General features: G+C 71.8%; 9 protein-coding genes, 1 tRNA gene and 1 pseudogene. 6 read left to right on the forward strand and 5 right to left on the reverse strand.

Annotated features, from left to right (window positions below):
• Positions 1–33: 33 nt before the first annotated feature.
• Positions 34–2,865 (reverse strand): helix-turn-helix transcriptional regulator, encoded by a 2,832-nt coding sequence (locus tag OHA37_RS16940; RefSeq protein ID WP_266906064.1) that lies wholly within the window; start codon positions 2,863–2,865, stop codon positions 34–36.
• A 447-nt stretch (positions 2,866–3,312) separates the two neighbouring features.
• Here OHA37_RS16940 and OHA37_RS16945 point away from each other — a divergent pair, with 447 nt between their 5' ends.
• From OHA37_RS16945 to OHA37_RS16965, 5 genes are read left to right on the forward strand one after another with little or no spacing between them, the layout of a single operon-like run.
• The gene (locus OHA37_RS16945) at positions 3,313–4,167 is read left to right on the forward strand and encodes a 2-amino-3,7-dideoxy-D-threo-hept-6-ulosonate synthase (protein ID WP_266906066.1); all 855 of its coding nucleotides are present in this window, start codon (positions 3,313–3,315) and stop codon (positions 4,165–4,167) included.
• 54 nt (positions 4,168–4,221) lie between these two features.
• On the forward strand, positions 4,222–5,328 hold the full coding sequence (gene griH / locus OHA37_RS16950; protein ID WP_266906068.1) for a 3-amino-4-hydroxybenzoic acid synthase: 1,107 nt from the start codon (positions 4,222–4,224) through the stop codon (positions 5,326–5,328).
• Positions 5,325–6,113: an amidohydrolase family protein gene (locus OHA37_RS16955; protein WP_266906069.1), complete on the forward strand. Its 789-nt coding sequence runs from the start codon at positions 5,325–5,327 to the stop codon at positions 6,111–6,113. Before griH ends, OHA37_RS16955 begins: the two co-directional genes overlap by 4 nt.
• Positions 6,110–7,423 carry a phenylacetate--CoA ligase family protein gene (locus OHA37_RS16960; RefSeq protein ID WP_266906071.1) on the forward strand — a complete coding sequence of 438 codons (1,314 nt, stop codon included), beginning with the start codon at positions 6,110–6,112 and terminating at the stop codon, positions 7,421–7,423. Before OHA37_RS16955 ends, OHA37_RS16960 begins: the two co-directional genes overlap by 4 nt.
• 39 nt (positions 7,424–7,462) lie before the next feature.
• The gene (locus OHA37_RS16965; RefSeq protein WP_266906073.1) at positions 7,463–8,659 is read left to right on the forward strand and encodes an FAD-dependent monooxygenase; all 1,197 of its coding nucleotides are present in this window, start codon (positions 7,463–7,465) and stop codon (positions 8,657–8,659) included.
• A 106-nt stretch (positions 8,660–8,765) separates the two neighbouring features.
• Here OHA37_RS16965 and OHA37_RS16970 read toward each other — a convergent pair whose 3' ends face one another.
• The gene (locus OHA37_RS16970; RefSeq protein WP_266906075.1) at positions 8,766–10,019 is read right to left on the reverse strand and encodes an aspartate kinase; all 1,254 of its coding nucleotides are present in this window, start codon (positions 10,017–10,019) and stop codon (positions 8,766–8,768) included.
• A gap of 434 nt (positions 10,020–10,453) precedes the next feature.
• On the opposite strand from OHA37_RS16970, the pseudogene OHA37_RS16975 reads away from it, so the two are divergent.
• Positions 10,454–10,642: pseudogene (locus OHA37_RS16975) on the forward strand (hypothetical protein); the annotation flags it as partial.
• A gap of 177 nt (positions 10,643–10,819) precedes the next feature.
• Here the strand turns inward: OHA37_RS16975 and OHA37_RS16980 are convergent.
• From OHA37_RS16980 to OHA37_RS16990, 3 genes are all read right to left on the reverse strand, one after another.
• Positions 10,820–10,893: transfer RNA gene (locus tag OHA37_RS16980), tRNA-Thr, on the reverse strand.
• 117 nt (positions 10,894–11,010) lie between these two features.
• Positions 11,011–12,594, reverse strand: a complete 1,584-nt coding sequence (locus OHA37_RS16985) for an alpha/beta fold hydrolase (RefSeq protein WP_266906077.1) — start codon at positions 12,592–12,594, stop codon at positions 11,011–11,013.
• Positions 12,595–12,775: 181 nt separating this feature from the next.
• On the reverse strand, positions 12,776–13,987 hold the full coding sequence (locus OHA37_RS16990; protein ID WP_266906078.1) for a DNA polymerase III subunit delta': 1,212 nt from the start codon (positions 13,985–13,987) through the stop codon (positions 12,776–12,778).
• Positions 13,988–14,043 lie beyond the last annotated feature (56 nt).

A 14,043-nucleotide genomic window follows, 5' to 3' on the forward strand; every position in this document is an offset into this window, starting at 1 on the left:
GGAGGGCGATCGCGCCCCCGGCCGGCCGACCGGTCAGGCGGCGCCCGGCTCCTTGCCCGCCTCCTGCTGCATCGCCTGGCGCGCGAGCTCCACCCGGCTGGAGACGCCCAGCTTGGCGAAGGCGTGGCGCAGGTGCGTGTCCACGGTGTGCGGCGACAGGAACAGCCGCTCGGCGGAGGCCCGGTTGGTCAGCCCTTCTGCGACCAGACGCACCACGCGCAGCTCGGCGGCCGTCAGGCTGTCCCAGCCCGTCTGTGCCCGCTGCACCGACTGCCACTTCTTACGGCGCACGCCCAGCCCGCGCAGCGCCCGCTGGACCCGTGCCACGGACCGGGTGGCCCCGCAGTCCGTGAACCGGCCGAGGGCCTCCTCGAACAGGGCGACGGCGTGGCTGCGGCGCCCGGCCCGGGCCTCGGCGTGCGCGGTGTCCTCCAGGGCGATGCCCCGCGCCAGGTGGCGCGGGCTCGTGCGGTAGGCCTCCACCGCTGCGCGCAGGGAGGCCACGTCATCGTGCAGGAGGCCCTCGGCGTGGTGCGCGGCGGCCGTGAGCGAGACGGTCCTCGGGGTGCTGTCCGCCAGCCGCCGGGCCGTGAGCGCCGCCGCCTCCGCTTCCGGCCGGGCGCCCGCGTCGAGCGCGAACCGCACCAGGGCCGGCGCCGACCAGGAGACCTGGGTCAGCAGCAGGGGACGCTCCTCGAACTGCTCGTAGACGCCCGACAGGGCCGTCATCGCCGCCTTCGGGTCCCCCGCGGCGTACGCCAGCTGGGCCTGCAGCCAGGCGATGTCCTCCGCCACGACCCCGTACCCGGAGTCGACCATCCGGCGTGCCTCCCTGAACGTCTCCCGGCCCCGCGCCAGTTCGTCCCGGTGGATCTCCACCTGGCCGAGGATGGCGAGCAGCGACGGAACGATGGCGAGGGCGCTGAGCTGCTCGGCCACCGCCTTGCCGGCCCGCGCCTCCGCCTGGGCGTCGTCGAGCTGGCCGGCCATCATCCGCAACTCGGCCCGGCCGTAGTGCCACAGGGGCAGCGACCAGGCGGAGCCCAGTGTGCGCGCGTCGCCCTCACCGAGTTCGAACACGGCGTCGGCCTCGCTGAAGCGGTCGGCGGCGACCAGGGCGCGCCCCAGCCACAGCCGGGGGTGCCGGTGGCGTGCGTCCCCGCCCTCGTCGTCGGCCAGTTGCACGGCGTCCGAGGCGAGTGACACGGCCTCGTCGATCCTTCCCCGGATCCGTGCGGCGGCGCTGCGGGCCGCGCCCGCGTACACCGCGGTCTCCGGTTCTCCGACCGCCATCGCCTCGACCGCCGCGGCCTCCGCTCCGCGCAGGTCGTCGCCGTTGAGCAGGGCGTGCGCCTGGACGGCGAGGAGCTGTCCCCGTACCGCGTCCGGGACTTCGGGGTGGGCCAGCGCGCGGCGGGTGCACTCGACCGCCATCGCGTCCTGGCCGGCGTGTTTCAGCGCGTCCGCCAGCCCGACGTAGACCGCCGCCTCCTGGACGCGGCTGATGGTGCGATGCAGCGCCACCCCGCCCAGGTCACGTGCCTCCGTGATGCGTCCCGACGAAGCCAGCAGGCTCACGGCCTTGGCGATGAGGGACGGCGCCTTGGGGTCGTCGGGCGGCAGGATCTCCAGCGCTTCCAGCATCATGTCCGCGGCCGTGCTGGGGGAGGTGGAGGCCACCTCGTCCGCCGCCTCGCACAGCACGGTGATGGTGTGGGGGTTGTCCCGGCAGGCCCCGCGGACCAGGTGCAGCGCGGTCTCGGCGCGCCGGTTTCCCGTGGCCTCCAGGACGGTGGCGGCCTCCTGGTGCAGGACCCTGCGTACCGATCCGGACAGCCCGTCGTACACCGCCTCCCGGAGGAGCCCGTGGCGGAAGTCCAGCGCCGTGCCGTCGTCCAGGAGGATGTGCGCCTCCACCGCCTCTTGGACCTGGGGCAGCAGGGCGACACCGCGCTCGCCGAGCAGGCCGGCCGCCTCGCTCACCAGGAACGGCCTGCCGAAGACGGAGCCGGCCTCCAGGAACCGGCGGGTCGGCACGGACAGGTGGCGCAGCTGGCAGTCGACGGCGGACAGGAAGTCCTCGGGCAGCGCGTCGCTCCCGTCGACCTCCACCGTCCCGTCGGTACGGTGCAACCGGCCGTCGGCATCGAGGGCGTTGAGCAGCTGGCCGAGCAGGAAGGGGTTCCCGCCGCTGCGCGCCGCGAGCGCGGCCAGCACGGATCCGGGGTCCCCGCCGACCGCGTGCGAACAGAACTGGGCGATGGCGTCGGAGTCGAGCGGACCGAGCGCGATGTGCTCCGCACCGTCCCGGCGGAGGTGGCCGAACACCTCGTACCCGAGCGCCTGGGCCGAGGGCGGGCGCCGGGCCAACAGCCACATCACCGAGTGGCTGCGCAGTCTGGGCACCAGGATCTGCAGCGTGAACGCCGTGAGCTCGTCCATCGACTGGGCGTCGTCCAGGGCGATGAGCAGCGGGCGGGTGCGCGCGTACTCCTCGATGAGGTCGCCGAGCCGGCTGACCAGCCAGAAGCGGCCGGCCTCCTGGCCGCCCAGGCCGCCGAGCGCCGCCATGTCAGCCGAGTCCACGACGGGCGGCACACTGTCGCGCAGCGCGGACAGGAGGACCGAGAGCGGCGCCACCCGGTCCAGCTCGGTGGCGCGGCCGAGCGCACTGGTCATCCCGAGCCGCTCCGCTTCCCGGGCGGCCTCCTGCAGCAGCCGGGTCTTGCCGATTCCGGGCGGCCCTTCCACCACGAGGCACTGGCCGGTTCCCGAGGCTGCGGCTCTCAGGCTTTCCCGTAGCAAGGCCAATTCGGTATCCCGGCCCAAGGCCGGACCTGCCCACTCCACAATTGCGTTCCGCATCGTCCCCCCGATCAGTTGGCGAAACCCCCGGTTCTCCCATCCGGGCTGGTCATCAGCACGTCACTTCCCATGTCACGGTAACCGCTGCCGACTGATCGCCGATTTCCTTCTCGCGGAAGCAAAGCCCGGAAATGGCCGAAACATTTCCCTGCCCGGTGGCGAATGTGTCAATGCGCGGAGTGCCGGCCGATTCCTCGTTCGGGGCAGAAGGGCTGGTGTCCGCCCCTCCGCCGTCCGCAACGACCTCGGCCTTCCGCACCCGGGGCCGTACGGCCCTCCGTTCGAATCTCCCGTGCCCTTCACGGACGGGATCACGTAAACGGGCGATGGCACGCCATGGCCCCTCGGCGAAAACTTGCCGTCGACGGGCCGGGGGCACGCCGAGCGAGCCGGAACCGCGGACCGCTCGGCTCCCGCCCCACACCCGACAGGGAGGGGATGCGTGTAATGTTCACCAATCTTTCGTTCGGCCGGCGGCTCCGATTGAGGCGCCTGTACGGAGACGGCGGCGACCGGCTGCTCGTCGTACCACTGGACCACCCCATCAGTGACGGGCCGATCGCCCTGCGAGAAGGCGGACTGGACGCCTTGGTCGGGCAGCTCACCGACAACGGCGCCGACGCCGTGGTCCTGCACAAGGGCGGGCTGCGCCACGTCAGTCCGGACCGGTTCTCCCGGACCTCGCTGATCGTCCACCTCAGCGCGAGCACCATGTACGCCCAGGACCCGGACTCCAAGTACCTGGTGAGCGGCGTCGACGAGGCACTGCGGCACGGCGCCGACGCGGTCAGCGTCCACGTGAACCTCGGTTCGGCCGAGGAGCAGCAGCAGATCACGGACCTCGGCCGCGTGTCGGACCTCTGCGACCAGTGGAACGTCCCGCTGCTCGCCATGATCTATCCGCGGGGCCCGAAGGTCACCAATCCACGGGACCCCGAACTCGTCGCCCACGCCATCACCGTGGCAGCCGAACTCGGCGCCGACATCGTCAAGACGCCGTACGTGGGCTCGCCCGACGAGATGGCGGACGTCGTCAGGTCCGCGGCCATCCCGGTCATCGTCGCCGGCGGCCCGCGCAAGACCACGGTGCCCGACGTACTGGCCTACGTGGACGAGGCGCTGCGCGGCGGCGTCAGCGGCTTCGCGATGGGCCGCAACATCTTCCAGGCCGCCGACCCCGGCGCGATGACGCGGCAGATCGCGCAGCGCCTGCACCGGCTCCGCGGCGAGGAACTCGGCCTCGGCGATCACCGCCCCACGCAGAACCCGCGCCCGGAGCAGCTGCCGACCCTCGTGGGCTGAGCCCCGCCGGCAGCGTTCCACCTCATCTCACTCATACCCATCAGGGAGTAAGCAATGAAGATCACCTGGCTTGATATCCGCGGTCTCGGCGAATCCAAGGAAGCGATCCTGCAGGAGGCGCTGCACTACCGCGTCGAAGGCATCGTCGCGGACGACGCCGCCGATCTGGCGGAGCTGCCGCCCACGATCACCAAGGTCCTCTTCCCGCAGGGCAAGGACCTGCCGGAAGACTTCGGCGACGCGACGGTGGTCGTCGTCGACCCCGCCCGTCACGGTGCGACCACGGCCGAACTGGCCATCAAGCACCCCGGAGTGGAGTTCGGCCGCTTCGTGGAGATCATCGACGCGCCGACCCTGGAGGACGCCTGCGAGTCGGCGCGCACCGAGGCGTGGAGCCTGCTGCTCTTCCGCGACCCCACCAAGATCCCGCTGGAGATCGTCATCGCCGCGGCCGCCCGTGCGACGGGCAGCATGGTCACCATCGCCCAGGACATCGAGGAAGCGGAGATCATCTTCGGCGTCCTGGAGCACGGCTCGGACGGCGTGATGATGCTGCCCGAGAAGGTCGGTGACGCGGCCAAGCTGAAGGCAGCGGCCCAGACCGACGTGCCGGACCTCAACCTGACCGAGCTGGAGGTCGTGGAGACCTCGCACATCGGCATGGGTGAGCGGGCGTGCGTGGACACCTGCTCGTACCTCCGCGAGGACGAGGGCATCCTGGTCGGCTCGCACTCCAAGGGCATGATCCTGTGCGTCAGCGAGACGCACCCGCTGCCCTACATGCCGACCCGCCCGTTCCGGGTGAACGCCGGCGCCATCCACTCGTACACCCTCTCCAAGGACGAGCGCACCAACTACCTCAGCGAGCTCAAGGCGGGCAGCAAGGTCACGGCCGTCGACATCAAGGGCCAGACCCGGCTCGTGACCGTCGGCCGGGTCAAGATCGAGTCCCGTCCGCTCATCTCCATCGACGCGGTCGCGCCGAACGGCCAGCGGGTCAACCTCATCCTGCAGGACGACTGGCACGTGCGGGTGCTCGGCCCCGGCGGCGTCGTGCTCAACAGCACCGAGCTCAAGCCCGGCGACAAGGTGCTCGGCTACCTGCCGACCGAGGACCGTCACGTCGGTTACCCGATCGACGAGTTCTGCCTCGAGAAGTGAGTCCTCACACGCAGGTGGCGGGGACCGAGCGGCGGGTACTGGATTTCCACGTCCGGCTCGCCCCGGTCCCCCGGGCCCCGGATCGCCTGCTCGCCACGATGGACGAATGCGGCATCGGCCGCGCGGTGGTCTGCGCGGGCGGCACCATGCCGCTCGCGCAGCTCTCCCGCTTCCTCGTCGAGGGCGGGCACATAGAGTCCGACGCGGACAACGACGCGGTCCTGCGGGCGTGCGAGGCGTCGGACGGCCGGCTGATCCCGTTCTTCTTCGCCAACCCGCACCGGGATCCGGAGCACTACCGCAAGGCGGCGCCGGACTTCCGCGGCATGGAGATCTCCCCGGCGGTGCACGGGGTGGCTCTGACCGACCCGCGCACCGCCGGCCTCGTCGAGGCCGCCCGGGACTTCGGGCACAGCGTCTACACCGTCTGTCTGGAACGTGACGGCAGCAGGGTCGCCGACCTCGTGTCGCTCGCCCTGCGGTACCCCGAGGTCACCTTCGTCCTCGGGCACGCGGGCATCGGGAACATCGACCTGTACGCCGTCGAGCTGATCGCCCCGCTGCCGAACGTGCTGCTGGAGACCTCCGGCGGCTACACCTGCGTCGCCCGCGCCGCGGTGGAACAACTCGGAGCGGACCGAGTCCTCTTCGGCTCCGAAGCTCCGCTGCAGCACCCCGAGGTGGAGCTGACCAAGCTGCGCCACCTCGGGCTCGGCGACGAAGACTGGCAGAAGATCGCGTGGCGCAACGCCTGCCGACTTCTCGGACAGGAGGAAACAGAGTGACGACGACGGACAAGCTGCCCCAGCTCGGCGACTGGTCCACCTACGCGGAACTGGCCGAGCTGCAACAGGCGATGCTGCCCGGGGTCCTCGCACGGGCCGCCAAGTCGCCCTTCCACCAAGCCCGGACGGGCGGCGACGCGATACCCGGCGACCCGGGCGACTTCGCCCGGGTCCCGCTCACCACCAAGTCCGATCTCCGCGACAACTACCCGTTCGGCATGCTGGCGGTGTCCAACAGCGAGCTGGCGACGTACCACGAGTCCAGCGGATCCACCGGCCAGCCGACCCCCTCCTACTACACCGAGGAGGACTGGGTCGATCTCTCCGAGCGCTTCGCCCGCAAGTGGGTCGGCATCGACGCCTCGGACACGCTGCTCGTCCGCACCCCGTACGCCATGCTGCTCACCGGACACCTGGCGCACGCGGCGGGCCGGCTGAACGGCGCGACCGTGGTCCCCGGCGACAACCGCTCGCTGGCCATGCCGTACTCACGGGTGGTCAGGGCCCTGCACGACCTGCGAGTGTCGCTGACCTGGTCGATGCCCACGGAGTGCCTGCTGTGGGCCGCCGCGGCCAAGGCCGCGGGGCTCCGGCCCGACGAGGACTTCCCCGCGCTGCGCGCGCTGTTCGTCGGCGGCGAGCCGCTGAGCCCGGCCCGTCGGGCCAGGATCAGCAGGCTGTGGGGCGTGCCGGTGGTGGAGGAGTACGGCTCCACCGAGACCGGAAGCCTGGCCGGCGAGTGCACGGAGGGCCGCCTGCACCTGTGGGCCGACCGGGTCCTCTTCGAGGTCCGCGACCCGGACACCGGGGAGATCCGCAGGGAGGGCGCGGGGCAGCTCGTCGTCACCCCGCTCCACCGGGCGGCCATGCCGCTGCTGCGCTACAACCTGGAAGACTCGGTCGAGGTGTCGTACGACCCGTGTCCGTGCGGCTGGGTGCTCCCCACCATCACCGTCCTCGGACGGGCCGTCTACGGGCACCGGATCGGCGAAACCCTCGTCACCCAGCACGGGTTGGAAGACCTGGTGTACCGGCTGCCCTTCGAACACGGGGTGCTGTTCTGGCGCGCGCAGACCGCCTCCGACCACCTGCGGGTCGAGATCGAGGTGGCGGACGAGCACCGGGCCGCCGCGTGCGCCGAGCTGGCCGTCACGGTCCGGCAGGAACTGGGCGTGGAGTGCCGGGTCGAGGGAGTCGCCCCGGGAACCCTGGTGCCACAGGACGTGCTGACGGGCATGCCCGATGTCGTCAAGCCCAGGAGTCTGTTCGGCCCGGACGAGGACTGGAACAAGGCCATCCTCTACTACTGAGACCGCCCGTCGAGAGTTGTGACTATGATCCAGGATCGCATGCCCCCCCAGTGGAAGCGTGAGGGCAGCCGCATAGCGGTCGTGGGCGCCGGCATCGCCGGCCTCACCGTGGCACTGGCCCTCGGCCGCGCCGGCATCCGCTGCGAGGTCTTCGAGCAGACGAAGAACCTGCGCGAGGTGGGGGCGGGTCTGCAGCTTGCGCCCAACGCCACCCGCATCTTGCACCAGTTGGGTCTCGCCCAGCGGCTGAAATCGGTGGCGGTGCGCCCCTCCGCCGTGGAGATGCGCCGCTGGGACGACGGCCGGCTGATCGGCCGAACCGAGCTCGGAGACGCCTGCGAAGAGCTCTACGAGGCCCCGTACTACACGGTGCACCGGGCCGATCTGCACCAGCAACTGCTCAGCAGCATCGACAACATCCTGCACATCGGCCGTCGGTGCGTGGGCGTCGAGGAACGGCCGGAGGGGGTACAACTCCGCTTCGAGGACGGCTCCGTGTACGAGGCCGACGTGGTGATCGGCGCCGACGGCATCCACTCCTTGGTGCGCGACTCCCTCGCCATGGACGAGCCCACCTTCTCCGGCCAGTCGATCTACCGGGGGCTGGTTCCGGGCGATCGGCTGCCGTTCCTCCTGGAGGACCCGAAGGTCCGGCTCTGGTTCGGTCCGGAACAGCACGTCGTGTGCTACCCGGTGAGCTCCGGGCGGTGGATCAGCGTCGGGGCCACGGCTCCGGCCGGCGACTGGTCGGTCGAGGCGTGGACGGCCGAAGGCCGCGTAGAGGAGCTCCTCGAGACCTACCAGGGGTGGAACGAGGAAGTGCACAGCGTCCTCAAGTCCCTGGATTCCGTGAGCCGGTGGGCCCTGCACGACCGCCGGCCGCTCACGCACTGGTCCACCCCCCGGATCGCGGTCGTCGGGGACGCGGCGCACCCCATGCTGCCCTTCCAGGCACAGGGCGCCAACCAGGCGATCGAGGACGCGATCGTGCTCGCCGCCTGCCTGCGGGACGTGGCACCGGACGGCATCCCGGCGGCGCTGGCCCGTTACGAGCAGGCGCGCCGGCCGCGGACCGACGAGCTCCAGCGGCTGTCCCGGGCGAACTCCCGCACCTTCCACCTCTCCGACGGGGAAGGGCAGCGCGAACGCGACCTGGTCCTGGCCGGCACCCAGAACCTGCGCAAGCAGGACTGGCTGTACGGCTACGACGCGGAGTCGGCCCTCCTCGGGACGTAGCGCGTCGGACGACCGAGAGCGGCAACGCGACGACGCCGCGGCCCGTGGGCCGCGGCGTCGTTGCGTCGTTGCGTCGTTGCGTCATCGCGTCGTTGCGAGGAAGGCGTCACACAAGGATGCCGGCACCCGCGAGGTCGAACTCCGCGTGCAGCAGCCGCAGGGCCCGCACGTGGTCGCGACTCGGCACGACCACGGAGACGCGCAGCTGGGAGCTGGACATCCAGCTGGTGACGATCCCCGCACCGTCGAGGACCGTCATCAGACGGGCCAGGTACTCCGGGCGGTTCAGCAGGCCCATGCCGATCAGCGACACCTTGACGACGTCCGTGTCCACCCGGATGCCGCCGTCGAAGGGAGCAACGGCGTTCGCGAGCGGCTCTTCGATCCGGGAGACGTCACTGCGGCGCACGGTGAAGCCCATCCGGAACTCGTCCTCCTGCGGACCGGAACGGGCCACGAGATCGGTCGGCACCGCGTTCCCGGCGAGAATGCCGAGGATCTCCGAAGCCGGATCGCTCCGGCCCTTGCAGTGCACGAGGATCCGCGCGACGTCCGTGTCCGACGTGACGGCGGTGATCGCGCTCCCCGTCTCCAGCAGGCTCGTGCCGTTCCCGCTCACCACGGTTCCCTCCCTGTCGACCAATGAACTTCTGACGTGCAACTCGACCCCCTTGGCCGCTGCCAGCTCCGCGGACCGGGAGTGCAGCACCTTCGCCCCCGCGAAGGCCATCTCCACCATGACGTCCGCGGCCACGTGCGGGAGCTTGCGGGCCGACTCGACCAGCCTCGGGTCGGCCGTGTACACGCCGTCCACGTCCGTGTAGATCTCGCAGCTCCCGGCGCCCAGGGCCGCCGCGAGCGCGACGGCCGTGGTGTCGGACCCGCCACGGCCCAGGGTGACCACGTCACCCGTGTCGTTGAGTCCCTGGAAACCCCCGACGACGACCACTCGTTCCTCGTCGAGACACCGCGTGACCCTCCCGGTGTCGATGGAGTCGATCACACCGTCCCCGTGCCGTCCGACCGCCCGGATGCCGGCCTGCGCCCCGGTGAGCGAGACGGCCGGCACGCCCAACCGCTCCAGCGCCAGGGCGAGCAACGCCGCGGAGGCGTACTCGCCCGTGGCCAGCAGTTGGTCGACCTCCCGAGGCGCCCGCCGTGCCGCGTGCCGCCCCCCGATGTCTTCGACCAGGTCCAGCAGCTCGTCGGTGGTGTCCCCCCGGGCCGACACCACGACCACGGTGCGTTTGCCGGCCCGGCGGCTCGCCGCCACCCGCTCGGACACCCGGCGGAGCCTGTCCGTCTGGGAGAGAGAACTCCCCCCGTACTTCTGTACCAAGATGCCCAAGGCTGGTCCCATCCCCGATCGGATCCGGCCGAGCGGTCAACCCACGTGCTCCGGCCCGTGGGGAGCCTGCCTTGTCCCCGGAGCGCGGGGCATCACCCGATCGCGGGATGCCAACGGGTGAGCACACCGGCGGATGCGATCACGTGACCGCGCGGCACCATCCGACGGGGCGTCACGCCGCCCCGCCCCGGACATGGCAAAACCCCCAGGTCACGGCGAGTGAGTCCTGGGGGTTCCACAGAGCCGCCTTCGGGATTCGAACCCGAGACCCACGCATTGCCCCGAACAGCAGAAGGCCGGTGGCCGCACGCCATAAGGCGGACCCCTCTCCGATGGTGGAGCTAGGCAGACACGGCCACCGGTAAGACCCCGAGCTTGTCAGCACCCGAAGTACCCGCAGCTTGGCAACCTTCCCCGTGCACGTCAAAGGAGATTCCGGCACGGCCATCACCGTCGCGCTCGTCTCGCTCGTCGCGCCCTTCGGACTCGTCCTGTACTTCCTCCTGCGCTCCCACCGCCTCAGCGCCGGAGGAGCGTTCGTCGCCGCCGGGTTCGGGTTCTCCCTCGCCTCGACCGGCGCCGCGGGCCCCATCAACGAGATGGCCAACGCCATCGTCCCCGCCATCCCCAACCTCCAGGGAGACAGCACATGCCCCGGCTCCGTATCTGCCGGACCACCTGGCCCCGATCCGGTGTCTGAGACCAGAACTGAGACCGACAACACCCGGGCCGCCCGCGCACGGCGGCGGCGCCAGATCCGGTAAAAAGCAAAACCCCCAGGTCACGGCGAGTGAGTCCTGGGGGTTCTACAGAGCCGCCTTCGGGATTCGAACCCGAGACCTACGCATTACGAGTGCGTTGCTCTGGCCAGCTGAGCTAAGGCGGCACCGCTGGGAAGACAAGAATTTCCCTGGTGGGAGGCTCTCATCAGCAGCGGCGCCAAGTCTACAGGGTTAAACGGGGTGCCCCGAACACGGTGCCGGGACGGCTCCGCAGGCGGGGGTCAGCACCTCTTTCCGTCCTTCGGAGCCGTGCCCTCCAGGAGGTAGCGGTTGATCGCCGAGTCGATGCAGTCGCTGCCCCGGCCGTACGCCGTGTGGCCGTCGCCGTCGTAGGTCAGCAGGACGCCCGAGTCGAGCTGGCCGGCCAGCGCCTCGGCCCACTTGTACGGGGTCGCGGGGTCGCGGGTGGTGCCGACCACCACCACCGGCGGGGCGCCCTTCGCGTGCAGGGCCCGGGCCGTGCCCGTGGCCTTCGCCGGCCAGTACGTGCAGTTCAGCGAGGCCCAGGCCAGGCCCGCGCCGAAGACCGGAGAGGCCTTCTCGAAGGAGGGCAGCGCCTTCTCGACCGCTTCGGGCCCGGCGGCGAAGGCCGGGGGCTGGTCGAGGCAGTTGACGGCGGCGTTCGCCGACATGAGGTTGGCGTACTTGCCGTCCTGCTCGCGCTCGTAGTAGCTGTCGGCGAGGGCCAGCAGCCCGTTGCCGTCGTCGCCGTCGATCGCGGCCCCGAGCGCCTCGCGCAGCTGCGGCCAGGCGTTCTCGTCGTACAGGGCGGCGATCACCCCGGTCGTCGCCAGCGACTCGCCGAGCGTGGCGCGCGCCCGGTCGCTCGTGGGGACCGGCTGGGCGTCGACCTTGCGGAAGAACTCCTTCAGGCGTTCCGCGATCTGCTCCGGGCTGCCCTTGCCGAGCGGACAGTCGGTCTGCTTCGCGCAGTCCGCGGCGAAGGCGCGGAAGGCGGTCTCGAAGCCCTCCGTCTGGTCCCGGTTCAGTTCGAGCGCGGGCCGGGAGGGGTCCATCGCCCCGTCCAGGACCAGCCGGCCGGTCCGGCCCGGGAAGAGGTCGGCGTACGTCGCCCCGAGGAAGGTGCCGTACGAGGCTCCGACGTAGTTCAGCTTCTCGTCGCCCAGCGCCGCACGCAGGACGTCCATGTCCCGGGCGGCGTCGACCGTCGACACGTGCGGCAGGATCCGCTGCGAGTGCGTCTGGCAGGCAGCCGCGAACTCCTTGAAGGCGGCCACCAGCAGGGCCCGCTCCGCCGGCGTGTCCGGCGTCTGGTCCACCTGGGTGTACTTGTCCATGGCCGGGCCGTTCAGGCATTCCACGGGGCTGCTGCGGTCCACGCCGCGCGGGTCGAAGGAGACCATGTCGTACGCGGCGCGGACCGGGGCCGGGTAGCCGATGCCCGCGTACGCCTGGAGGTAGCCGATGCCGGAGCCGCCCGGGCCGCCCGGGTTCACCACCAGCGAGCCGAGCCGCTTGGAGGGGTCGGTGGCCTTGCGGCGGGCCACCGCGATGTCGATGTCCCCGGCGGCCCCGGCTTCAGGATTCTCGTAGTCCAGCGGGACCTTCAGGGTGCTGCAGTCGAAGCCGGGCACACCGCACTCGCGCCAGCTCAGCTTCTGGTCGTAGTACGGGCGCAGCGCGGCCGGGACGGCGGTCGGCGCGGCCGACGGTGCCTCGGAGGCCTCGCCGGACGAAGCGGCGGCGCGGGGTGTTCCCGAACCGCCCGAGGTGCACCCGGAGAGCAGTAGCCCCGCGGCGGCGATCACGGTCCCGGTGGTGCGCAGCAGGCGACTGGTGTCCATTCCCGGAGCCTACGGCCTGCGGGGACGCCCGGGGCGGTGCTACCCGCGGCGGGCGGCGGGCGGCCGCCCGGGCGCGGGGCGCCGCCCCGCACGGACCGGTGGCGTCTGCGGCCCGCCACGCGGACCCCTCGAACGGGTGAGGCGGTCAACCGGAGTCGCGGGCCGGGGAGAGCCGCGCGCGTCAGCCCGCGCGCAGCGACATCGTCATCGCCTCGACCGCGAGCAGCGGGGCGACGTTGCGGTCCAGCGCCCGCCGGCACGCGATGATCGCCTCGATGCGCCGCAGCGTGCGCTCGGGGCCCGACTCCCGGGCGATCCGGTCCAGGTCCTGTCGTATTTCCTCGTTCGCGATGGCCAGCGAGGAGCCGAGCTGGAGGGCCAGCACGTCCCGGTAGAAGCCGGTGAGGTCGGTCAGCGCCAGGTCGAGGCTGTCGCGCTGCGTGCGCGTGCGCCGGCGCTTCTGCCGGTCCTCCAGCTCCTTCATCACGCCCGCCGTACCGCGCGGCATCCGCCCGCCCGTCCCCGCTCCGGCGCCGAGCGCGGCCCGCAGCTCCTCGGTCTCCTTGGTGTCGACCTCTTCCGCGACCTGCTTGGCGTCCTCGGCGGCGGCGTCCACCAGCTCCTGCGCCGCCTTCAGGCAGTCGCCCACGTCGCTCACGCGCATCGGCAGCTTCAGTACGGTGGCGCGCCGCGAGCGGGCCGCCCCGTCGGTGGCGAGCCGGCGAGCCCGGCCGATGTGCCCCTGGGTCGCGCGGGCCGCGGCCTGCGCCACCTCCGGCTCGATGCCGTCGCGCCGCACGAGAACCTCCGCGACGGCGGACACCGGTGGGGTGCGCAGCGAAAGGTGCCGGCAGCGGGAGCGGATGGTGGGCAGCACGTCCTCCAGCGAGGGGGCGCACAGCAGCCACACGGTCCGCGGAGCGGGCTCCTCCACGGCCTTGAGCAGCACGTTGCCGGCGCCCTCCGTCAGCCGGTCGGCGTCCTCCAGGACGATGACCTGCCAGCGTCCGACGGCCGGGGAGAGCTGCGCCCGGCGCACCAGCGCCCGGGTGTCCTTCACGCCGATGGACAGCTGATCGGTACGGACGATCTCCACGTCGGCGTGCGTGCCGATCACGGTGGTGTGGCAGCCGTCGCAGAATCCGCAGCCCGGCTCGCCGCCGAGGGCGCGGTCCGGGCTGGTGCACTGGAGCGCCGCAGCGAAGGCGCGGGCGGCGGTGGACCGCCCGGAGCCGGGCGGTCCGGTGAACAGCCAGGCGTGCGTCATCTTGGAGGCGGCCGGCGGCGGGGTCCCCGCCTCGATGGCGGTGACCAGGCCGTCGGCGTCGACCGCGGCGGCGGCCAGCTGCGTCTGGACCCGCTCCTGTCCCACCAGGTCGTCCCATACGGGCATCCCGCCCACCACCTTTCGCCTCGCTCGCGTACCGTCCGTGCCGTCTGCTCACCCAG

The organism is Streptomyces sp. NBC_00335, assembly GCF_036127095.1.
Lineage (GTDB): Bacteria > Actinomycetota > Actinomycetes > Streptomycetales > Streptomycetaceae > Streptomyces.